Source organism: Agromyces sp. Marseille-P2726 (genome assembly GCF_902809835.1).
Lineage (GTDB): Bacteria > Actinomycetota > Actinomycetes > Actinomycetales > Microbacteriaceae > Agromyces.
This window is the reverse complement of the sequence record NZ_CADDWM010000015.1, coordinates 383,800-406,444: the sequence shown is the minus strand read 5'-3', so window position 1 is coordinate 406,444 and position 22,645 is coordinate 383,800. Positions and strand designations below refer to the sequence as shown.

General features: G+C 70.8%; 20 protein-coding genes. All 20 read left to right on the top strand.

All coding sequences use genetic code 11. The annotated features are described in order from the left end of the window. Positions 1-32 precede the first annotated feature (32 nt). The 20 genes from rpoZ (at position 33) to HUS56_RS14425 (ending at position 22,605) form a co-directional block, all read left to right on the top strand. Positions 33-290 carry a DNA-directed RNA polymerase subunit omega gene (gene rpoZ / locus HUS56_RS14520; protein WP_173924130.1) on the top strand — a complete coding sequence of 86 codons (258 nt, stop codon included), beginning with the start codon at positions 33-35 and terminating at the stop codon, positions 288-290. A gap of 11 nt (positions 291-301) precedes the next feature. Next, positions 302-1,555 (top strand): bifunctional phosphopantothenoylcysteine decarboxylase/phosphopantothenate--cysteine ligase CoaBC, encoded by a 1,254-nt coding sequence (coaBC, locus tag HUS56_RS14515; RefSeq protein ID WP_173924129.1) that lies wholly within the window; start codon positions 302-304, stop codon positions 1,553-1,555. After that, entirely contained in the window at positions 1,552-2,745 is a 1,194-nt protein-coding gene (gene metK / locus HUS56_RS14510) for a methionine adenosyltransferase (protein ID WP_173924128.1), read from the top strand. Before coaBC ends, metK begins: the two co-directional genes overlap by 4 nt. 1 nt (position 2,746) lies before the next feature. Then, entirely contained in the window at positions 2,747-4,702 is a 1,956-nt protein-coding gene (locus tag HUS56_RS14505) for a primosomal protein N' (RefSeq protein ID WP_254431475.1), read from the top strand. A 37-nt stretch (positions 4,703-4,739) separates the two neighbouring features. Beyond that, complete coding sequence (gene fmt, locus HUS56_RS14500) at positions 4,740-5,669, top strand: methionyl-tRNA formyltransferase (protein WP_173924126.1); 930 nt, start codon at positions 4,740-4,742, stop codon at positions 5,667-5,669. Further along, on the top strand, positions 5,666-7,120 hold the full coding sequence (locus HUS56_RS14495; RefSeq protein WP_173924125.1) for an RsmB/NOP family class I SAM-dependent RNA methyltransferase: 1,455 nt from the start codon (positions 5,666-5,668) through the stop codon (positions 7,118-7,120). The genes fmt and HUS56_RS14495 overlap by 4 nt, the downstream gene beginning before the upstream one ends. Before the next feature lie 10 nt (positions 7,121-7,130). Next, positions 7,131-7,805: a ribulose-phosphate 3-epimerase gene (gene rpe, locus HUS56_RS14490; RefSeq protein ID WP_173924124.1), complete on the top strand. Its 675-nt coding sequence runs from the start codon at positions 7,131-7,133 to the stop codon at positions 7,803-7,805. Between the two features lie 9 nt (positions 7,806-7,814). After that, complete coding sequence (locus HUS56_RS14485) at positions 7,815-8,078, top strand: phosphoribosyl-ATP diphosphatase (protein WP_173924123.1); 264 nt, start codon at positions 7,815-7,817, stop codon at positions 8,076-8,078. A 52-nt stretch (positions 8,079-8,130) separates the two neighbouring features. After that, positions 8,131-8,970 carry an ATP phosphoribosyltransferase gene (gene hisG / locus HUS56_RS14480; protein ID WP_173924613.1) on the top strand — a complete coding sequence of 280 codons (840 nt, stop codon included), beginning with the start codon at positions 8,131-8,133 and terminating at the stop codon, positions 8,968-8,970. 7 nt (positions 8,971-8,977) lie between these two features. Further along, complete coding sequence (hisF, locus tag HUS56_RS14475; protein ID WP_173924122.1) at positions 8,978-9,739, top strand: imidazole glycerol phosphate synthase subunit HisF; 762 nt, start codon at positions 8,978-8,980, stop codon at positions 9,737-9,739. After that, positions 9,736-10,143: a phosphoribosyl-AMP cyclohydrolase gene (gene hisI / locus HUS56_RS14470; protein ID WP_173924121.1), complete on the top strand. Its 408-nt coding sequence runs from the start codon at positions 9,736-9,738 to the stop codon at positions 10,141-10,143. The genes hisF and hisI overlap by 4 nt, the downstream gene beginning before the upstream one ends. A 26-nt stretch (positions 10,144-10,169) precedes the next feature. After that, a complete protein-coding gene (locus HUS56_RS14465; RefSeq protein WP_173924120.1) occupies positions 10,170-11,690 on the top strand; it encodes an anthranilate synthase component I in 1,521 nt (506 codons plus the stop codon). An 11-nt stretch (positions 11,691-11,701) separates the two neighbouring features. Next, the gene (locus HUS56_RS14460; RefSeq protein WP_173924119.1) at positions 11,702-12,385 is read left to right on the top strand and encodes a Trp biosynthesis-associated membrane protein; all 684 of its coding nucleotides are present in this window, start codon (positions 11,702-11,704) and stop codon (positions 12,383-12,385) included. 34 nt (positions 12,386-12,419) lie between these two features. After that, complete coding sequence (locus tag HUS56_RS14455; RefSeq protein ID WP_173924118.1) at positions 12,420-12,650, top strand: DUF6704 family protein; 231 nt, start codon at positions 12,420-12,422, stop codon at positions 12,648-12,650. A 3-nt stretch (positions 12,651-12,653) separates the two neighbouring features. Next, positions 12,654-13,424: an indole-3-glycerol phosphate synthase TrpC gene (gene trpC / locus HUS56_RS14450; RefSeq protein ID WP_173924117.1), complete on the top strand. Its 771-nt coding sequence runs from the start codon at positions 12,654-12,656 to the stop codon at positions 13,422-13,424. A 1-nt stretch (position 13,425) separates the two neighbouring features. After that, positions 13,426-14,637 (top strand): tryptophan synthase subunit beta, encoded by a 1,212-nt coding sequence (trpB, locus tag HUS56_RS14445; RefSeq protein ID WP_173924116.1) that lies wholly within the window; start codon positions 13,426-13,428, stop codon positions 14,635-14,637. Then, the gene (gene trpA, locus HUS56_RS14440; RefSeq protein WP_173924115.1) at positions 14,634-15,428 is read left to right on the top strand and encodes a tryptophan synthase subunit alpha; all 795 of its coding nucleotides are present in this window, start codon (positions 14,634-14,636) and stop codon (positions 15,426-15,428) included. Before trpB ends, trpA begins: the two co-directional genes overlap by 4 nt. Positions 15,429-15,487: 59 nt before the next feature. Next, a complete protein-coding gene (gene lgt, locus HUS56_RS14435; RefSeq protein ID WP_371808315.1) occupies positions 15,488-16,474 on the top strand; it encodes a prolipoprotein diacylglyceryl transferase in 987 nt (328 codons plus the stop codon). Positions 16,475-16,562: 88 nt separating this feature from the next. Then, positions 16,563-21,155 (top strand): glutamate synthase large subunit, encoded by a 4,593-nt coding sequence (gltB, locus tag HUS56_RS14430; RefSeq protein ID WP_173924114.1) that lies wholly within the window; start codon positions 16,563-16,565, stop codon positions 21,153-21,155. Then, entirely contained in the window at positions 21,148-22,605 is a 1,458-nt protein-coding gene (locus HUS56_RS14425) for a glutamate synthase subunit beta (protein ID WP_173924113.1), read from the top strand. Before gltB ends, HUS56_RS14425 begins: the two co-directional genes overlap by 8 nt. Positions 22,606-22,645 lie beyond the last annotated feature (40 nt).

The following is a 22,645-nucleotide window of genomic DNA, read 5'->3' as shown; positions in this document are numbered from 1 at the left end:
CGTGCGCCCGTTCCACCTGAAGGAGTTCCTCCATGGCTGAGAAGCTGTCCGGCATCATCGATCCGCCCATCGACGACCTGCTCGCGAAGGTCGACTCGAAGTACCAGCTCGTGATCTTCGCGTCGAAGCGCGCGCGCCAGATCAACGACTACTACGCGGACCTGCATGAGGGCAGCCTGTTCGACAACGTCGGACCGCTGGTCGACTCCTCGATCGACGACAAGCCGCTCTCGGTGGCGCTTCACGAGATCAACGAGGACAAGCTCCGCCTCCGCCCCGTCGGCGACTGAGCACCGTACGGATGTCGCCGCTCAACGTCGTCGTCGGCATCACCGGCGGCATCGCGGCGTACAAGGCCGTCGGGGTCGTTCGAGCGCTCGTGCTCGCCGGGCACGACGTGCACGTCGTCCCGACCGAGGCGGCGCTCCGCTTCGTCGGCCGGCCGACGCTCGAGGCGATCTCGCGCAACCCGGTGCACACCGACCTGTACGAGGGCGTCGCCGAGGTCCGGCACGTCGCCATCGGCCAGGCCGCTGACCTCATCGTCATCGCACCGGCGACGGCCAGCACGATCGCGAAGCTCGCCACCGGCATCGCCGACGACCTGCTCGGCAACACCGTGCTCGCGAGCGAGGCGCCCGTGGTCATCGCGCCGGCGATGCACACCGAGATGTGGCGGCATCCCGCGACCCAGGCCAACATCGCGACACTCCAGGCCCGCGGCGTGACCGTCGTCGGTCCAGGGGTCGGGCAGCTGACGGGCGCCGACAGCGGCCCCGGTCGCATGGAGGAGCCCGAGACCATCGTCGCAGCCGCACTCGGGGTCGCCGCGGCATCCGCCCGACGCGACCTGGCGGGTCGTCGGGTCGTCGTGACGGCTGGGGGAACGCGCGAGCCGCTCGATCCGGTCCGGTTCCTGGGCAATCGGTCCAGCGGCAAGCAGGGGGTCGCGATCGCCGAAGCGGCCCGGGCCCGCGGCGCCGAGGTCACGCTCATCGCCGCCAACCTCGAGGTTCCCGAGCCCGACGGGTGCGACATCCGGCACGTCTCGAGTGTGCTCGAGCTGCAGCAGGCGGTGACGGATGCCGCGAAGGGCGCCGACGTCGTCGTCATGGCCGCCGCGGTCGCCGACTATCGTCCGGCCGACGTGAGCGAGACGAAGATCAAGAAGGACGGCGGCGACGACGGGCTCACGCTCGAGCTCGTGCGAAACCCCGACATCCTCGCCGGCCTCGGCCATGCTCCGCACGACGGCACCCTCCTGGTGGGATTCGCGGCCGAGACCGAAGCCGACGAGCAACGACTGCTCGAGCTGGGCCGCGCGAAGCGCGAGGCGAAGGGCGCCGACCTGCTCGCCATCAACCGCGTCGGATGGACCGAGGGGTTCGCGAGCGACGAGAATGCGGTGGTCGTCATCGGCCGCAGCGGCGAGATCGTCACACGTGTCCACGGAACGAAGATGTCGGTGGCGCACGGCATCCTCGACGTGGTTGTCTCGGAGACGACCAGCGCGGCGGCCGCCGCCGACCACCCGAAGGAAGTCGAGTCCACATGAGCGCACTTCGCCTCTTCACGTCCGAGTCCGTCACCGAAGGTCATCCCGACAAGATCTGCGACCAGGTGTCGGACTCGATTCTCGATGCCCTGCTGACCGTCGACCCGAACAGCAGGGTCGCGGTCGAGACGCTGGTCACGACCGGCCTCGTGCACGTGGCAGGCGAGGTGACGACGAAGGGGTACGTCGAGATCCCGGCGATCGTGCGCGATCGGGTGACGTCGATCGGCTACAACTCGTCCGACGTGTGGTTCGACGGCCGGTCGTGCGGCGTGTCCGTGTCGATCGGCGGGCAGTCGCCCGACATCGCCCAGGGCGTCGACCACGCCTACGAAGCACGTGAGCGCGCCAGCGAAGACGCGCTCGACATGCAGGGGGCGGGCGACCAGGGCATCATGTTCGGCTACGCCACGCGTGAGACGCCCGAGCTCATGCCCGTGCCGATCTGGCTGGCGCACCGGCTCGCCGAGCGGCTGTCCGAGGTGCGCAAGCAGGGTGAGCTCGACTACCTCCGGCCCGACGGCAAGACGCAGGTCACGATCGGCTACGAGGGGCAGGTGCCCCGCACCATCGAGACCGTGGTGCTGTCGACGCAGCACTCGCCCGCCATCTCGACCGAGCAGCTGCGTGCCGAGGTCGAGGAGCTCGTGATCCACCCCGTGCTCGAGACCGTCGAGCTCTCGCGGCCCGACCTCGCGGTGCTCATCAACCCGACCGGGCGATTCGAGATCGGCGGCCCGCAGGGTGACGCAGGCCTCACCGGGCGCAAGATCATCATCGACACCTACGGCGGGGCCAGCCGGCATGGCGGTGGCGCATTCAGCGGCAAAGACCCGTCGAAGGTCGACCGTTCGGCGGCGTACGCGATGCGCTGGGTCGCGAAGAACGCGGTCGCCGCCGGCCTCGCCGACCGGCTCGAGCTGCAGGTCGCCTACGCGATCGGCAAGGCTGCGCCGGTCGGCCTCTACGTGGAGTCGTTCGGCACGTCCCACGTGCCCGATGAGCGCATCATCGGGGCCATCCGCGAGGTGTTCGACCTGCGACCGGCCGCGATCATCCGCGACCTCGACCTGCTGCGCCCGATCTATGCGAAGACCGCGAGCTACGGTCACTTCGGTCGCGAGCTGCCCGACTTCACCTGGGAGCGCACCGACCGCGTCGACGACCTCCGCAGCGCCGCCGGGCTCTGACGTGCCGGGCGGCGCCGTCGCCAGGGTGCTCGTCGACTCACCCCTGCCCCAGCTCGACCAGCTCTTCGACTACGCGATTCCCGAGCGGCTGCGCGCGTCGGCGATCGCCGGTGTGCGCGTGCGGGTGCCGCTGCGCACGGGCGGCCGCATCGCGAACGGCTGGCTCATCGAGGTCGTCGACCGAAGCGACTACCGGGGCGCGCTGAGCGAGCTCGACGACGTCGTCTCCGACGTGCCGGTGCTCACTCCCGAGGTGTGGGCGCTCGCGCGAGCCGCCGCCGACCGGGCCGCCGGCAACGCCAGCGACATCCTGCGCCTCGCGATTCCGAGCCGGTACGTGCGGGTGGAGCGCTCCTGGCGCGCTGCAGCGGCCGACCCGGGTCCGCTCCCGGCCGACCTTCCACCCATCCCGAGTGCCGAGCCGGGCCGCCTGGAGACCGGGATCGCACGTGGCGAGCGGATGTCGCTCGCTGCCGATCCCCGTCCCGTACGGCTCCCGTCGGGCGAGTGGGTCGGCGCATGGGCGGCCACCCTCGCCCTCGCTGCGGCGCACACGCTTGCCGCCGACCGATCGGCGCTCGTCGTCGTGCCCGATTACCGGGACCAGGAGCAGGTGTACGCCGCGCTCGCGGCATCCGTCGACCCCCGGCGAATCGTACGCACCGACGCACGGCAGTCGGGGGGCGAGCGGTATCGGGCGTTCCTCGAGGCGACGGGCGATGACGCGAGGATCATCATCGGCAACCGCTCGACCGTGTACGCCCCCGCCGCGCGCCTCGGGCTCATCGCGCTGTGGGACGACGGCGATCCGCTGCTCGTCGAGCCGCTCGCCCCGGGCGTGCACCCGCGCGATGCGGCGCTCATCCGGCAGGAGCAGGCGGGCGCCGCGCTGCTGTTCCTCGCGCACACCCGCAGCGTCGAGGTCGAGCGGCTCGTCGAGATCGGGTGGGTCGCTCCGCTGCCGACGGCACGGCAGGTTCGGCCCCGGGTGATCCTGACGGAACAGCAGGCGTCGCCAGACCCCGGGTCGGCGCGCATTCCGTCGACCGCGTGGCGCGAGGCGCAGGAGGCCGCGCGCACAGGGCCGGTGCTCGTGCAGGTCGCTCGGCCCGGCAACGCGCCGCTGCTGGCGTGCGACCGCTGTCGCGAACCGGCGCGGTGCGCGGCGTGCGGGGGTGTGCTCGCCGTCCCACGATCGGGCGGCGAGGCGCGATGCGTGCTCTGCGGCACGAGCGCGAATCCGTGGCGTTGCCCGGTCTGCGAGGGCACGAAGCTGCGCGTCGTCACCGTGGGAGCGAGTCGGACCGCTGACGAGCTCGGCCGCGCGTTCCCCGGCACGCGGGTGATCCTCTCCGACGGCGAGCGTCCCGTGCTGCGGGTCCCCGCTGCGCCGGCGCTCGTCGTCGCCACTCGCGGTGCCGAGCCGCTCGCCGACGGCGGGTATCGCGCGGTGCTGCTCCTCGACGGCGAACGGATGCTGCTGCGCGAGTCGCTCCGCGTCGCCGAGGATTGCCTGCGGTGGTGGTCGAACGCCGCCGCGCTCGCCGCGCCGGGCGCGCCCGTGTTCCTCGTCGGTGTCGCCGGAGCCGTGGCGACGGCGTTCGCGACGTGGCGGCAGGCCGAGTGGGCCGGCGCCGAACTCGCCGCGCGGCGGGCACTCCGGTTCCCTCCCGCCGTGCGGGTCGCGAGCGTCACCGGGCCCGCGTCGGCCGTCGCGTCGGCGCTCGAGGCGGCGCGCACCGTCGAGGGCATCGACGTCCTCGGTCCGGTTCCCGTCGACGACGGGATGGAACGTGCCATCGCGCGGTTCGACTACGCGGTCGGCGCGGCCGTCGCCCGGGAGTTCCGCGCCGAGATGATCCGCGTGGCGACGGCTCGACGGCGCCCTGTCGCGGGCCGCCCGGTGCGGCGCCCTCCCGTCCTGCGGGTGCGCTTCGACGACCCCGAGGTGCCCTGAGCGGAGCCTTCACTCGCGCGTTCGGCCACAATGGAGTGTGCAGAAGCTCCGCCTCGCGTTCGCCGGCACGCCGTCCGCCGCCGTCCCCTCGCTCGAACGACTCGCCGCGAGCGGGCACGAGGTCGTCGCCGTGGTCACACGTCCCGCGGCACCGCTCGGCCGCAAGCGTGTGCTGACGCCCTCGCCGGTGGCCGCCGCCGCCGAGCGGCTGGGTCTCACCGTCATCGAAGCGGCCCGTCTCGATGAGGTGGCGACGCAACGCATCGTCGACCTCGAGCCCGAACTCGGTGTCATCGTGGCGTACGGCGGACTCGTGCGCGAGCCGCTGCTGTCGGCTCCGCGACACGGCTGGATCAACCTGCACTTCTCGCTGCTGCCCGCCTGGCGCGGCGCGGCGCCCGTGCAGCACGCGCTCATCGCGGGCGACGCCGAGACCGGGGCATCCGTGTTCCGGCTGGTGCCCGAACTCGACGCGGGCGATGTCTTCGCCATGCGTTCACGTGCCGTCGGCGACCACGACACCGCGGGCACGCTGCTCGACGCGCTCGCGCACGACGGTGCCGACCTGCTGGCCCAGGTCGTCGACGGCATCGCCGACGGCTCGGCGACGCCGACACCGCAGTCGGGGGAGCCGACCTTCGCCCCGAAGCTGGGCATCGACGACGCGCGCCTCGATTGGGCCGCTCCCGCCGAGGTCGTGCGCGCCCGCTTCCGCGGGGTCACGCCCGAGCCCGGCGCCTGGACCACCATCGACGACCAGCGCGTGAAGGTGCTCGACCTCGACGATGCGGCGACGGATGCCGCCGGGCTCGCGCCGGGCGCACTCGAACTCGTCGGTCGTCGCCTGCTCGTCGGCACCGGCACCGGCGCACTGGAACTGCGTCGCGTGCAGCCCGCGGGCCGCACCGCGATGTCGGCCGCGGACTGGTGGCGCGGGTCGGGTCGCGCGGGGGCGGTCGCGCGATGAGCCGGCGACCGAGGGGGCAGTGCGGTCGGCGCGGCGGCTCGCGTCGTGACGACCGGGTCTCGCCCGCACGGCTCGTCGCGTTCGACGTGCTCGAGGCGGTGCGCAACGACGAGGCCTACGCGAACCTGCTCCTGCCCACGCGCATCCGTCGGTCCCGGCTCGACCGGGCGGATGCCGCCTTCGCGACCGAGCTGACCTACGGCACGCTTCGGATGCAGGGCTTCTACGACCGGGTCATCGAGCTCGCCGCCGACCGGCCCGCCGCCGACATCGACCCCGCCGTGCTCGACGTCCTCCGCCTCGGCGTGCACCAGCTCCTCGCAACCCGGGTGCCGACGCATGCCGCGGTGTACGAACAGGTCGCGCTCTCGCGGCGCGTGGCACCCAGGGCCGCCGGGTTCGCCAACGCGGTGCTGCGCACGATCTCGCGCACGTCGCCCGAGCGATGGCGCGAACTGGTCGCCGAAGGGGCCCAGGGCGACGAACGGCTCGCCCGACTCACGAGCCACCCGGCCTGGATCGTGCGCGCCCTCCGCACCGCCCTCGAGCACGAGTCGCGTGGGAACGAGCTCGACGATGCGCTCGCCGCTGACAACGCGTCGCCGCGAGTGAACCTCGCCGTGCTGCCAGGCCTCGGCATCGACACCGACGCGATCGACGGATTCGGACCCGACCGCTTCTCGCCGATCGGCGGCGTCGCCGACGACCCGATCGCGGCCGCCGAAGCGTCGGGGGGCGCAATCCGCGTGCAGGACGAAGGCTCCCAGCTCGCCGCGCTCGCCCTCACCCGTGTTGCACCCGTGCGGCCGGGGGAGCGGTGGCTCGACCTCTGCGCCGGCCCCGGCGGCAAGACGGCCGTGCTCGCGGCCGAGGCGCTCGTCGGCGGTGCGCACCTCGTCGCGAACGAGCTCGTGCCCCAGCGCGCCCGACTCGTGCGGGACGCGATCGCCGCGGTGCCGCTCGACGTGGAGGTGCACGTCGGCGACGGCCGCGAGCTCGATGCCGCAGCGCTCGGCGCGCCCGACGGCTTCGATCGGATCCTCCTCGATGCGCCGTGCACGGGACTCGGCGCGCTGCGCCGCCGTCCCGAGGCACGCTGGCGCAAGGCACCCTCGGATGTCGCAGAGTTGACGCGCCTGCAGGGCGAGTTGTTCGACGCCGCCGCGCGGGCCCTGGCGCCCGGCGGCATCCTCGCCTACGTCACCTGCTCGCCGCACACCGCTGAGACGTACGGCTCGCTCACCGCTGCCATGCATCGGTGGGACGGCGTCATCGAGCCCGTCGACACCCGGGCCGCGGTCCAGGGGCTGTCGCGGCATCCGCTCGACCTCGCCGGCGACGCAGAGCCCGTGCAGCTCTGGCCCCACCGGCACGGCACCGACGCCATGTTCATCGCGCTCGTCCGCAAGGTCGACGCAGACCCGACGGGGCCCACGCACGCCGATCGATAGGCTGACTCGCATGACGACGCGGATCAACCCGAGCATCCTCTCCGCCGACTTCGCGAACCTCGAGCGCGAGCTCGGTCGCATCGCGACGGCCGATCTGGTGCACGTCGACGTCATGGACAACCACTTCGTGCCGAACCTCACGTTCGGCCTCCAGATGGTGCAGCGCCTGCAGGAGGTCTCGCCGATCCCGCTCGACGTGCACCTCATGATCGACGACCCCGACCGCTGGGCGCCCGCGTACGCCGAGGCCGGCGCGTTCTCGGTGACGTTCCATGCCGAGGCCGCCGGCGAACCCGTGTCGCTCGCCCGCCGGCTGCGCGACCTCGGTGCTCGGGCGGGCATCGCCCTGAAGCCCGGCACGGATGCCACGCCCTACCTCGACCTCCTGCCCGAGTTCGACCAGGTGCTCGTGATGACCGTCGAGCCGGGATTCGGCGGACAGGCCTTCATTCCCGAGACGATGCCGAAGCTCGCGCGCGTCGCCGACGCCGTGCAGGACGCGGGGCTCGACGTCTGGCTGCAGGTCGACGGCGGCATCACGGAGGACACCATCGGCATCGCGGCCGAGGCCGGAGCGAACACGTTCGTCGCGGGCTCGGCGGTGTTCAACGGCGCCGGCGCCCCCGCCGGGCGCATCGCGGCCCTGCGAGACGCCGTGGCCGCGCACCCGCATTCGCACCGATAACCTAGACGGGTGAAGACCTTCGACGACCTCTTCGTCGAGCTCAGCGAGAAAGCCCGCCCCCGCCCCGAGGGTTCCGGTACCGTGCGCGAGCTCGACGCCGGAGTGCACGCCATCGGCAAGAAGATCGTCGAGGAGGCCGCCGAGGTCTGGATGGCCGCCGAACACCAGGGCGACCAGGCCACGGCCGAGGAGATCTCGCAGCTCCTCTACCACCTGCAGGTGCTCATGCTCGCGAAGGGCCTGACGCTCGCCGACGTGTACCGACATCTCTGATCGCGCCATGACCTCCATGACCGATCAGATCGTTCGACACGAAAGCCAGGGAATGCTCCGAATCGCCGTGCCCAACAAGGGCTCGCTCGCCGAGATCGCAGGGCAGATGCTCTACGAGGCCGGGTACACCGGTCGCCGCGACCCGCGGGAGCTCATCGTCGCCGACCCCCGCAACGGGGTCGAGTTCTTCTACCTCCGTCCGCGCGACATCGCCACCTACGTCGGCTCGGGTGCGCTCGACGTCGGCATCACCGGTCGAGACCTCCTGCTCGATTCCGGGTCGGATGCCACCGAGATCGCGCCGCTCGGATTCGGCGAGTCGACCTTCCGGTTCGCCGCCCCGAACGGCACCTTCACCGAGCTCGCCGACCTCGAAGGCGTGCGCGTGGCCACCAGCTACCCCGGACTCGTCGAGGGATTCCTGACCGCGCACGGCGTGACCGCCGATCTCGTGAAGCTCGACGGCGCCGTCGAATCCGCCGTGCGGCTCGGGGTCGCCGACGCCGTGGCCGACGTCGTGTCGACCGGATCGACGCTCCGCAAGGCCGGCCTCGAGATCTTCGGTCCGGTCATCCTCGAATCCGAGGCGGTGCTCATCGGATCCGGCATCGAACGACCCGGGGCGGCGACACTCCTGCGCCGGCTCCAGGGGGTCCTCGTCGCTCGCCAGTACGTACTGCTCGACTACGACATGCCGGTCGCGCACCTCGAGCGGGCCACCGAGGTCGCGCCCGGCTTCGAGTCGCCGACGGTCTCGCCGCTGCACGACCCCGAGTGGGTGGCGGTGCGGGTCATGATCCCGCGGGTCGACATGAACCAGGTCATGGACGAGCTGTACTCGCTCGGGGCCCGGGCCATCCTCGTCAGCGCCATCCACGCGGCGCGGTTGTGAGGCGCGCATGTCCCTCGCCGCCCGAGTGATCCCCTGCCTCGACGTGGCCGCGGGCCGCGTCGTCAAGGGCGTCAACTTCAAGAACCTGCGCGACGCCGGCGACCCGGTGGAGCTGGCGGCGCGCTATTCCGAGCAGGGCGCCGATGAGCTCACGTTCCTCGACGTCACCGCGACCGTCGATGACCGTTCGACCACGTACGACATGGTGCAGCGGGTGGCGGAGCAGGTCTTCATCCCCCTCACCGTCGGCGGCGGCGTGCGCTCCGCCGACGACGTGGCACGACTGCTCGGCCATGGCGCCGACAAGATCGGCGTGAACAGCGCTGCGATCGCGCGCCCCCCGCTGATCGCCGAGATCGCCGACCGGTTCGGCGCGCAGGTGCTCGTGCTCTCGCTCGACGTGAAGCGATCCGACCGCACGGAGTCGGGATTCGTCGTGACGACCCATGGCGGCCGCAGCGAGACCGATCTCGATGCGCTCGACTGGGCCGGGCGCGCCATCGAGCTCGGAGCCGGCGAACTGCTCGTGAACTCGATCGATGCCGACGGCACGAAGCAGGGCTTCGACCTCGAGCTGACGGCGCTCATGCACGAGCTGTCGGGGGTGCCCGTGATCGCGTCGGGTGGCGCCGGAGCGGTCGGCCACTTCGCCCCGGCGATCGCGGCGGGCGCCGACGCGGTGCTCGCGGCATCCGTGTTCCACAACGGCGAGCTGACGATCGCCGAGGTCAAGGCGGCCCTGGCGGCCGATGGAAGGATCGTGCGATGAGCGAACCCGGCGATGAGGAGCTGGAGCGCGACGAGGAGGCGTGGACGCCCGATGGCTCCCCGCTCGACCGTGCCGTGTTCAACGCCGACGGTCTGCTGCCGGCGATCATCCAGCAGGACGGCACGGGCGAGGTGCTCATGCTGGGCTGGATGGACCGTGAGGCGATGCGTCGCACGCTGAGTGAGGGGCGCGTGACGTTCTGGTCGAGGTCACGCCGTGAGTACTGGCGCAAGGGCGACACGTCGGGCCACGTCCAGCACGTTCGAGGCGCGGCGCTCGACTGCGACGGCGACACCCTGCTGGTGACGGTCGAGCAGGTCGGAGCGGCCTGCCACACCGGCACGCGCACCTGTTTCGACGGCGACCAGCTGCAGGTCGCCCCGACCGCGGCATCCGACCGCTGACGACCCCGACGCACGAGGAGGCCCGAGTGCCCGCGACCACCACCTTCGACGAGTTCACCGCGCTGCTCGCCGGGCGCAGGGTCGTCCCCGTGACGCGCGAGCTCTTCGCCGACGGAGAGACCCCGGTGGGCATCTACCGCAAGCTCGCCGAGGGGCGCCCGGGCACGTTCCTGCTGGAGTCGGCGGAGCAGGGCGGCATCTGGTCGCGGTACTCGTTCGTGGGGGCGTCCTCGTTCGGCGTGCTCACCGAGCGCGACGGCCGGGTGGAGTGGCAGGACTACGGGCTGTCCGCCGAACGAGCGCTCGGCGACACCGGTGACCTCGAGCCCCTCGCGACGTTGAAGGCCCTGTTCGAGCGGTGGCGCACCGAGGACGTGCCCGGAGCCCCGCCGCTCACCGGCGGCCTGGTCGGCTTCATCGGCTGGGAGGCGATCCGGCAGATCGAGCGACTTCCGAACCGTCCGCCGGCGGACTTCGAGATGCCCGCACAGGCGTTCTCCTTCGTCGCCGAACTCGTCGTCATCGATCACCGCACCGGGACGGTCCAGCTCATCGCCTCGGTGCTCAATGACGGCAGCGAGCACGCCGAGGCCCTCTGGAGCGATGCGCAGCGCCGCCTCGATCGCATGCAGCGAGCGCTCGCCGAGCCGTCGGAGGCCTGGCTGGCCGAGATCGACCTGCAAGCGGCATCCGCGCCCCGGCACCGCACCGAGAAAGCGGACTTCCTCGCAGCGGTCGACCGCTCGAAGCAGTACATCCACGACGGCGACGTGTTCCAGGTGGTCATCTCGCAGCGGTTCGAGCACGAGGCCACGGCGGACCCGATCGACGTGTACCGGGTCCTGCGCAGCCTCAACCCGAGCCCGTACATGTACCTCCTGCATCTCGACGACGCGGCAGGCGAGCCGTACTGGATCGTCGGGTCGTCGCCCGAGGCCCTCGTCAAGGTGCAGGGCGGACGGGTGTTCACGCACCCGATCGCGGGCTCGAAGCCGCGTGGCGCTACTCCCGAGGCCGACGCCGACCTCGAGGCCGAGCTCATCGCCGACCCCAAGGAGCAGGCGGAACACCTCATGCTCGTCGACCTCGCCCGCAACGACCTCGCGAAGGTCTGCGTGGCGGGCTCGGTCGAGGTCACGGAGTTCATGCGCGTCGAGCGGTTCAGCCACATCATGCATCTCGTCTCCTCGGTCGAGGGCGACCTCGCGCCCGGTGCCGACGCGGTCGACGTGTTCCGCGCGACCTTCCCGGCCGGTACCCTCTCGGGGGCGCCCAAGCCTCGGGCCCTCGAGATCATCGACGAGCTCGAGCCCGCGCAGCGCGGCCTCTACGGAGGCGTCGTGGGCTACTTCGGATTCGGCGGCGACGCCGATCTCGCGATCGCGATCCGCACCGCCACGATCTCGGGTGGCATCGCGCGAGTGCAGGCGGGCGGAGGACTGGTCGCCGACTCGGTCCCCGAGTCCGAGTTCCAGGAGTCGCAGAACAAGGCGGCCGCCCCGCTGCGCGCCGTCGCCGTCGCCAACGCCCTGAAGCGAGTTCGATGAACCGGGCCCGCATGAAGCTTCCCGTCATCCTCGTCTCGGTCGTCGGGTCGGCGCTCGTGCTGCTGTCCTGGAGCCAGACCTGGTTCGACCTCGAGCTGACGGATGCCGCAGCCCATGGCGCCGGCGAGACGATCGCCGTGCCCGGCAGCATCGCCTCCCCGGCGCTCGCCGCGCTCGCCCTCGCGGGGTTCGCCCTCGTCGCTGCCCTCGCAATCGCGGGTCCCGGGATCCGGCTGATGCTCGGCATCCTCGAGGTGGTGCTCGGCGGGTGCATCCTCCTGGCGGCATCCATGTCGCTCGGCAACCCGGTCGGTGCGGTCTCCCCGGCGGTGACGGAGGCCACGGGCGTGTCGGGCTCCGTCCCGACCGCGGAGCTGGTCGCCGCCGCCGACGCCACCGCGTGGCCCGGGGCGGCCCTCGTGGGCGGCGCGCTCGTCGTCCTCGCCGGCGTCGCCGTGCTCGTCACCGGGATGCGGTGGCCGGCGTCCGCTCGGCGATACCGCGGCGCGCGACTCGCCGATGCCGACGACGCCGCCGATGCCGCAGGCGCCGACCGTGCGGCATCCGATCGCGCCATCGACGACTGGGACGACCTGAGCCGTGGCGACGACCCCACCGAGCAGGCCGACGAGACGGCCGGAGCAGGTGGTGACGACCCCGCGCCCGGCGAGGGAACGTCGAGCCCGAACCGGTAGACTCTCACCCGAACCCCCGCAACGAAGGAGCATCATGAGCACTGAGCACGTCGATCCGGGTCACGGACACTCGCCCGCGGCATGGACCGCCGTCACCATCATGCTCATCGCGATCGTGATCGGCACGGTCGCGTTCTTCCTCGACGTGCCATGGCTCGTGTGGGCATCGGCCGGACTCCTCGTGCTCGGGCTGATCGTCGGCTGGGTGCTGGCCCGCGCCGGGTACGGCGTCGGAGGCTCGAAGGTCGCCGAAAAGGCGCACTGACGCGTGCTCTCCGAACTGACGGCGAACGCCGTCGCCGATTCACTCGCACGCCGTGAGCGACGGCCGCTTGAAGACGTCGAGCGAGCGGCGATCGAGCGGTCACCCGCGCTCGACGCCCTCGAGGTGCTCGCACCCGCGTCGCATGTGAAGATCATCGCCGAGATCAAGCGGTCGAGTCCGTCACGCGGTCGTCTGGCGACGATCGACGACCCGGCCGCCCTCGCACGCAGGTACGAGCTCGGCGGTGCCAGCGCCATCAGCGTGCTGACCGAGGAGCGCAAGTTCGGCGGCTCGCTCGCCGACCTCGAAGAGGTCCGCGCTGCGGTGGCTCTGCCGGTGCTTCGCAAGGACTTCATCGCCACCCCGTACCAGGTGCTGGAGGCGCGGGCCGCGGGCGCCGATCTCGTGCTCCTGATCGTCGCCGCGCTCGACGACCCCACGCTTCGCGACCTGTACGAGCTCACGACCGACCTCGGCATGACGGCGCTCGTCGAGACCCACTCGGCCGAAGAGCTCGAACGCGCCGCCGCGCTCGGCGCACGCCTGATCGGCGTGAATGCTCGCGACCTCTCCACGTTCGACCTCGACCGAGACCTCTTCGGCCGTCTGGCCGATCGCTTCCCCGACGGCGCGATCCGCGTCGCGGAGTCGGCGGTGCTCTCCGCAGACGACGTCGCGCGCTACCGTGCGGCCGGCGCCGACGTCGTCCTCGTCGGAGAGGCGCTCGTGACCGGCGACCCGATCGACAACCTTCGAGCCTTCCTGGCGGTGTGACATGGCCCTTCGAACGCAGACCGGCCCCTACTTCGGCGACTTCGGCGGCCGGTTCGTTCCCGAATCCCTGATCGCCGCCCTCGACGAGCTCGGCGAGGCGTACGACCTCGCGAAGCTCGACCCCGCGTTCGGCGACGAGCTGCTCGAGCTCGGCCGCAGTTACACCGGTCGCCCGTCGATCATCACCGAGGTGCCGCGCTTCGCCGAGCACGCGGGTGGTGCTCGCATCATCCTCAAGCGCGAAGACCTCAACCACACCGGTTCGCACAAGATCAACAACGTGCTCGGGCAGGCGCTGCTCACGAGGCGCATCGGCAAGCGGCGAGTCATCGCCGAGACCGGCGCCGGCCAGCACGGCGTCGCGACCGCCACGGCCGCGGCCCTGTTCGGACTCGAGTGCACGATCTACATGGGCGAGGTCGACACCGAGCGCCAGGCGCTGAACGTCGCGCGCATGCGGCTCCTGGGCGCCGAGGTCGTGGCCGTGAAGGCGGGGTCGCGCACGCTGAAGGACGCGATCAACGAGGCCATGCGCGACTGGGTCACGAACGTCGCCACGACCAACTACATCTTCGGCACCGTCGCCGGGCCGCACCCGTTCCCCGAGATGGTGCGCGACTTCCAGAAGATCATCGGCGAGGAGGCACGGCAGCAGGTGCTCGATCTCACGGGATCGCTTCCCACCGCGGTCACGGCGTGCGTGGGCGGCGGCTCCAACGCCATCGGCATCTTCCACGCGTTCCTCGACGACACCGACGTCCGGCTCATCGGCTACGAGGCGGGGGGCGAGGGCGTCGAGACCGAACGCCACGCCGCCACGATCTCCAAGGGGCGTCCGGGCGTGCTGCATGGCGCCCGCAGCTACCTGCTGCAAGACGACGACGGCCAGACCATCGAGTCGCACTCGATCTCGGCCGGACTCGACTATCCCGGTGTCGGGCCCGAGCACTCCTGGCTCGCGGCCATCGGCCGCGCCGAGTACCGTCCCGTGACCGACGCCGCCGCCATGGAGGCGCTGCGCCTGCTCACCCGCACCGAGGGCATCATTCCCGCGATCGAGTCGGCGCACGCGCTGGCCGGCACCCTCGAGCTCGGGCGCGAAGTGGGTCGCGATGCCACCATCCTCGTGAGCCTGTCGGGTCGTGGAGACAAAGACATGGACACGGCGGCCACGTACTTCGACCTGTACGACGCGACCGGAGAGACGAAGTGAATCCGGTTCGCACGGTCGGTCCCGTCATCCGGCGCCGCAACGACGAGGCGCGCGGCGCGCTCATCGCCTACCTGCCCGTCGGCTTCCCGACGCTCGACGAGAGCGTCGAGGCGGCCGTCGCCCTCGTCGAGAACGGCGTCGACGTGCTCGAGCTGGGGCTGCCGTACTCCGACCCCGTCATGGACGGCCCCGTCATCCAGGCCGCAACGCAGCAGGCGCTCGCGAACGGGTTCCGGGTCGCCGACGGCTTCGACGCGGTTCGCCGCATCACCGAGCGCACGGATGCCCCGGTCCTGATCATGACCTACTGGAATCCCGTCGTGCAGTACGGCGTCGACCGTTTCGCCGACGACCTCGCGGCCGCCGGGGGAGCGGGACTCATCACGCCCGACCTCATCCCCGACGAGGCGGCCGAGTGGGTCGCGGCATCCGACCGCACCGGCCTCGACCGCGTCTTCCTCGCCGCACCCACCTCGACCGACGCCCGCATCCGCCAGGCCGTCGAGGCGAGCCGCGGCTTCGTCTACGCCGTCTCCACGATGGGCATCACCGGGGCCCGCAGCGACGTCGACCAGGCCGCACGCACGCTCGTCACCCGGCTGTCCCACGCCGGTGCGCCTGCGAGCTGCGTCGGCCTCGGCATCTCCACGGGTGCGCAGGTGGCCGAGGTCCTCGAGTACGCCGACGGGGCGATCGTGGGTTCGGCGCTGGTCAAGGCGCTCGCCGATGGCGGGGTCGAGGCCGCGAGCACCCTCGCCGCCGATCTCGCACGCGGTACGCGCGTCGAGTGAAGTACGCTGACTGAGGCCCATCGCGGCCGACGGATTCCCGACGAAAGGCAGCAGTCCGAGTGATCGCACCGTTCAGCATCCCGAGCCCCGATCCCGAGTGGCAGGTCTGGGAGCTCAACCTGTTCGGCTGGCAGCTGAACATCCACACGTACGCGCTGTGCATCCTCCTCGGCATCCTCCTCGCCGTCATCATCACGTCTCGACGCCTCACGAAGCGCGGCGCCGAGCCGGGCGTCGTGCTCGACATCTCGCTGTGGGCGGTGCCGCTGGGCATCATCGGTGCGCGCATCTACCATGTGCTCACCCACCCCAACGACTACTTCGCGGGCCAGGAGTTGTGGCGGGTCTTCGCCATCTGGGAGGGCGGCAACGCCATCTACGGCTCGCTCATCGGCGGTGCCATCGGCGTGCTCATCGGATGCCGCATCACCGGGATCCGGTTCTGGTCGTTCGCCGACGCCCTTGCGCCCGGCCTGCTCGTCGCACAGGCGGCGGGCCGACTCGGCAACTGGTTCAACCACGAGTTGTTCGGCCCCCCCACCGACCTGCCCTGGGGTCTCGAGATTTCGGCCGACAACCCCGCCTTCCCCGCCGGACTCGCCGAGGGCACGCTGTTCCACCCCACATTCCTCTACGAGATCGTCTGGAACCTCGCCGGTGCCGCGCTCATCATCCTGCTCGAGCGCCGGATCAACCTCCGCTGGGGCAATGCGTTCGCCGTCTACCTGATCTGGTACGGCCTGGGCCGGTCGTTCTTCGAGGCGATCCGCGTCGACCCGAGTGAACTGTTCCTCGGCATCCGGGTCAACGTCTGGGCGTCCTGGGCGGCGGTGATCCTCGGCATCGTGATCTACCTCGTGCAGCGCCGCCGGCACACCGGCGACGAGCCGAGTCCGTACGTTGCGGGCCGTGAATGGGCCGGGCCCGACGCTGAGGTAGAATCGGAGCCCGAGTCCGACTCCGACTCGCTCGACAATGGCGTCGAGGGCGAGAACACCACGGACGAGACGGCAGCCACAAGCTCGAGCCGGTCTCCCGCCCCGTAGGATCCAGACGTTCTCCGACACGACGCCGCACCGCGCGTCGTGGCCTCCCTCCGATGGGCCGACGACGTCCCCCGCTGTTTCAGACTTGATGAGGACGGTCCACGTGTCCCTCACCCCTCCCTTCTCGCGGTTCGGTCTCGTTCCCCCTGCCCAAGGAATGTACGACCCCGCCGCCGAGCGAGACGCGTGCGGCCTTGCCATGGTTGCGACACTGCGTGGCACCGCCGGGCACGACATCATCACGGCCGCGCTCGACGCGCTGCGCCACCTCGAGCACCGCGGCGCCGTCGGGTCCGATGCCGGCACGGGCGATGGCGCGGGCATCATCACCCAGGTGCCCGACGGCTTCCTCCGCGCGGTGGTCCCCTTCGATCTCCCGTCGGCGGGCTCGTACGCAGCGGGCAACGCCTTCCTGCCCGTCGACCCGACCGTGCGCAGCAGCGTGAAGCGCCGAGTGGCTCAGCTCGCGGCATCCGAGGGCCTCGAGGTGCTCGGTTGGCGCGAGGTTCCCGTTCGTCCTGAAGAGCTCGGCACGCTCGCTCGCGCCGCGATGCCCGTCGTGCAGCAGCTGTACGTGCAGTCGGCCGCGACGAACTCCGACGGCGACCGGCTCACGGGGATCGCACTCGATCGACTCGCCTTCCGACTGCGCAAGCGTGCCGAGCGGGAGCTGGAGCTCTACTTCGCCTCCCTGTCGAGTCGCACGATCGTGTACAAGGGCATGGTGACCACGCTGCAACTGGAGCCGTTCTACCCCGACCTCTCCGACGAGCGCTTCGCCTCGAAGCTGGCCCTGGTGCATTCCCGGTACTCGACGAACACGTTCCCGTCGTGGCCGCTCGCCCAACCGTTCCGCATGATCGCGCACAACGGCGAGATCAACACGATCCAGGGCAACCGGAACTGGATGCGCGCCCGGCAGTCGCAACTCGAGTCCGAACTGCTCGGCGACCTGGAACCGCTCCTGCCCATCGTGACCCCGGGCGCGAGCGACTCGGCATCGTTCGACGAGGTCGTCGAGCTCCTCACGCTCTCGGGGCGCAGCCTCCCGCACGCGATCATGATGATGGTCCCCGAGGCCTGGGAGAACCAGACCGACATCGACCCGACGCGTCGGGCGTTCTACGAGTACCACTCGATGCTCATGGAACCGTGGGACGGCCCTGCCGCCATCGTGTTCACCGACGGTGCCCTGGTCGGGGCGACGCTCGACCGCAACGGCCTGCGGCCCGGACGGTACGTCGTGACGGATGACGGTCTCGTGGTGCTGGCGAGCGAGATCGGCGTGCTCGACATCGATCAGCGCCGCATCGTGCGCAAAGGCCGGCTTCAGCCCGGACGCATGTTCCTCGTCGATACGGATGCGGGCCGCCTCATCGAGGATGACGAGATCAAGGCCGAGCTCGCGGCATCCGAGCCATGGGGGGAGTGGCTCGAGAGCGGGCGGATCCGCCTCTCGGACCTGCCCGAGCGCGAGCACATCGTGCACCCGCCGGCGTCGGTGACCCGGCGCCAGCGAACCTTCGGCTACACCGAGGAGGAGGTCCGCATCCTCCTCGCGCCGATGGCGAAGACCGGTCAGGAGCCGCTCGGCGCGATGGGGTCCGACACGCCGATCGCGGTGCTGTCGAAGCGTCCGCGCCTGCTCTTCGACTACTTCACGCAGCAGTTCGCGCAGGTCACGAATCCGCCGCTCGACTCCATCCGCGAGGCCGTCGTCACCTCCCTCGGCACGTCGATCGGTCCCGAGCGCAACCTCCTCAGTGCAGGACCCGAACACGCCGGGCAGGTCTCATTGGCGTTCCCCGTGATCGACAACGACGAGCTCGCTAAGATCGTGCACATCGACCCGGCGCCTGGCAGCCGCACGACGGTGACCATCCGCGGCCTCTACCGCTTCGACGAGGGACCGAACGCGCTGCGCGACCGTCTCGCGGCGATCTGCGGCGAGGTCGACGAGGCGATCGCGTCGGGTGCCGAGTTCATCGTGCTGAGCGACCGCGATTCCAACAAGGATCTCGCGCCGATCCCGTCCCTCCTCCTGGTCTCGACGGTGCACCACCACCTCATCCGTTCCGAGAACCGCATGAAGGTGGGCCTCGTGGTGGAAGCCGGGGATGTGCGCGAGGTGCACCATGTCGCCCTCCTGGTCGGATACGGCGCGTCGGCGGTGAACCCGTACCTCGCCATGGAATCGTGCGAAGACCTCGTTCGTTCGGGCGTCATCGCCGGCGTGACGCCCGAGGAGGCCGTGCGGAACGTCATCAGGGCGTTGGGCAAGGGCGTGCTGAAGATCATGTCCAAGATGGGCATCTCGACCATCTCGTCGTACGGCGGAGCCCAGGCGTTCGAGGCGATCGGCCTGTCGCAGGACTTCATCGACGAGTACTTCACCGGAACGACCTCGAAGCTCGGGGGTGTCGGACTGGAGGTCATCGCCGCCGAGAACCTGCACCGTCACACCTCCGCCTACCCCGAGGACGCGGCCGTCCGGGCGCATGAGCGTCTGGCGACGGGTGGTGAATACCAGTGGCGCCGCGACGGATCGCCGCACCTGTTCAATCCCGAGACGGTGTTCCGGCTGCAGCACTCCACTCGGAACCGTCGCTACGACATCTTCCGCGAGTACACCTCCCTCGTCGACTCGCAGGCTGAAGAGCTCATGACCCTTCGCGGCATGTTCGCGCTGCGCACCGGGGTGCGAGCACCGGTGCCGATCGACGAGGTCGAGCCGGTGGAGTCGATCGTGAAGCGGTTCTCCACCGGAGCGATGAGCTACGGCTCGATCTCGAAGGAGGCCCACGAGTCGCTCGCGATCGCGATGAACCGGCTCGGCGCGAAGTCCAACACGGGGGAGGGCGGCGAAGACCTCGAACGCCTGCTCGACCCCGAGCGACGCAGTGCGATCAAGCAGGTCGCGTCGGGTCGTTTCGGCGTGACCAGCATGTACCTCACGCATGCCGACGACATCCAGATCAAGCTCGCCCAGGGCGCGAAGCCCGGCGAGGGCGGCCAGCTCCCGCCGACGAAGGTGTACCCGTGGGTGGCCCGCACGCGTCATGCGACCGCCGGGGTCGGCCTCATCTCGCCGCCCCCGCACCACGACATCTACTCCATCGAAGACCTCAAGCAGCTCATCTTCGACCTGAAGCGGGCGAACCCCAAGGCCCGCGTGCACGTGAAGCTCGTGAGCCAGTCGGGGATCGGTGCGGTCGCGGCGGGCACGGCGAAGGCCCTCGCCGACGTGATCCTCGTGTCCGGGCACGACGGCGGCACCGGCGCCAGCCCGCTGAACTCGCTGAAGCACGCGGGCACGCCCTGGGAGCTCGGCCTGGCCGAGACGCAGCAGACGCTCATGCTCAACGGCATGCGCGACCGCGTGGTGGTGCAGGTCGACGGCCAACTCAAGACCGGCCGTGATGTCGTGATCGGCGCTCTGCTCGGCGCGGAGGAGTTCGGCTTCGCGACCGCTCCGCTCGTCGTCCAGGGGTGCGTGATGATGCGGGTGTGCCATCTCGACACCTGTCCGGTCGGCGTGGCGACCCAGAACCCCGAGCTGCGCCGCCGATTCACCGGGAAGCCCGAGTTCGTCGTGAACTTCTTCGAGTTCATCGCCCAGGAGGTGCGCGAGTACCTGGCGGCGCTCGGCTACCGCTCGATCGACGAGATCGTCGGACGCCGCGACCTGCTCGACGTCGACCGGGCGATCGAGCACTGGAAGACCTCGGGCCTCGACCTCACCCCGGTGCTGGTCGGTCCCGACTTCTCCGAGGCGGAGCCGCGACGCAATCTCCGTCCCCAGGACCACGAGCTCGACCAGCACTTCGACAACGAGCTCATCCGCCGCAGCCGCATCGTGCTCGACGAGGGCGGTTCGATCGAGATCGAAATGCCGATCAGGAACACCGAACGCGCGGTCGGTACCATGCTCGGCCACGAGGTCACGGTTCGCCGCGGCGAGCACGGCCTCCCACCCGGCACGATCGACGTCACCCTGTCGGGTTCCGCCGGACAGTCCCTCGGTGCATTCCTGCCGAGCGGCATCACCCTGCGACTCGAGGGAGACTCCAACGACTACGTCGGCAAGGGGCTTTCGGGCGGCCAGATCGTCCTTCGGCCGCCACGCGACAGTGCCTTCGCCGCCGAAGACAACGTGATCGCCGGGAACGTCATCGGGTACGGCGCGACCCGCGGCAGCATGTTCATCCGCGGCATCGTCGGCGAGCGATTCCTCGTGCGGAACTCCGGTGCCACGGCGGTGGTCGAGGGCGTCGGCGACCACGCGCTCGAGTACATGACCGGTGGGCTGGCCCTCATCCTCGGCGAAACGGGCCGCAATCTCGGTGCCGGCATGTCGGGTGGAACCGCCTACATCCTCGAACTGCACCAGGACCGAGTGAACCGCGAGTCGCTGACCGGCGGCGAGCTCGAGCTGCTGCCGCTCGGCAGCGCGGATCGAGAGATCGTGCGCGACCTGCTCGAACAGCACCTCGCCTCGACCGACTCCGCAGTCGCCGCGCGACTCCTGGCCGAGGGCGACGCCGCGTTCGAACGCTTCACGAAGGTGCTGCCCCGCGATTACGCCGCGGTGCTTCGCACGCGCCAGTCTGCGGTCGACGAGGGGCTCGATCCCGACGGCGACGTGGTCTGGAACAGGATTCTGGAGGTGACGGGTGGCTGACCCCAAGGGCTTTCTCAAGGTGACCGAGCGCGAGCTGCCCAAGCGGCGTCCCGTTCCGGTTCGCATCATGGACTGGAAAGAGGTCTACGAGCCCGGAGACTCCGCGCAGCTTCGGCGACAGGCCGGCCGCTGCATGGACTGCGGCATCCCGTTCTGCCACCAGGGATGCCCGCTCGGCAACCTGATTCCCGAGTGGAACGACCTCATGTACCGAGGTGAGGGGCGGGCGGCCATCGAACGGCTGCACGCGACGAACAACTTCCCCGAGTTCACCGGTCGCCTCTGCCCGGCGCCGTGCGAATCGGCGTGCGTGCTCGGCATCAACCAGCCCGCGGTGACCATCAAGCAGGTGGAGGTGTCGATCATCGACCAGGCGTTCGGCAACGGCTGGGTGCAGCCCCACCCGCCCGGGCGCCTGACCGGCAAGACGGTCGCCGTGGTGGGATCGGGTCCCGCGGGCCTGGCGGCGGCCCAACAGCTCACACGCGCGGGTCACACGGTGGCCGTGTTCGAGCGCGACGACCGCATCGGCGGGCTCCTGCGCTACGGCATCCCCGACTTCAAGATGGAGAAGAAGCACCTCGACCAGCGTCTCGCGCAGATGACCGCCGAGGGAACCCGCTTCCGCGCGGGGGTCAACATCGGCGTCGACCTGACCTGGGAGCAGCTTCGCGAGCGATACGACGCCGTCGTGATCGCGACGGGCGCCCTGGGGCCCCGCGACCTGCCCATCCCCGGCCGAGACCTGCCCGGCGTGCATTTCGCGATGGAGTACCTCACCCAATCGAACCGCCCCCTCGCAGGCGATCAGGTGTTCGACCAGATCACCGCCGAGGGCAAGCACGTCGTCGTCCTCGGCGGCGGCGACACGGGTGCGGACTGCATCGGAACCGCGCACCGGCAGGGTGCGCTCTCGGTCACGAATCTCGCCATCGGCAGGGAACCGAGCGCGACCCGACCCGCCGAACAGCCCTGGCCGATGCATCCGACCATCTTCGAGGTCCAGAGTGCGCACGAGGAGGGCGGGAACCGCCAGTACCTCGCGTCGACGGTCGAGTTCCTCGCCGACGAAGCGGGCGAGGTGCGCGCCATCCGGGTCGCCGAGACCGAGTACCTCGACGGGCGTCGCGTGCCCAAGGCCGGGACGGAGCGGGAGATCCCCGCCGACCTCGTGCTGCTGGCCCTCGGATTCACCGGCCCCGAGACGCGGGAGCTCGACGAGCAGTTGCAGCTCCAGGTCACCGAGCGCGGCAACATCGCCCGCGACGAGGACTACGCCACCGCACAACCCGGCGTGTTCGTCGCCGGCGATGCCGGGCGGGGGCAGTCGCTCATCGTGTGGGCGATCGCCGAGGGCCGCGCTGCGGCATCCGCCGTCGACCGGTACCTTGAAGGCGATACGCAATTGCCGAGTCCGATCCCCGCGACGGCACGCGCCTTCGCAATCTGACCCGCGCGCAGGCCGCGCCGACCACCCACTACGCCGCGCA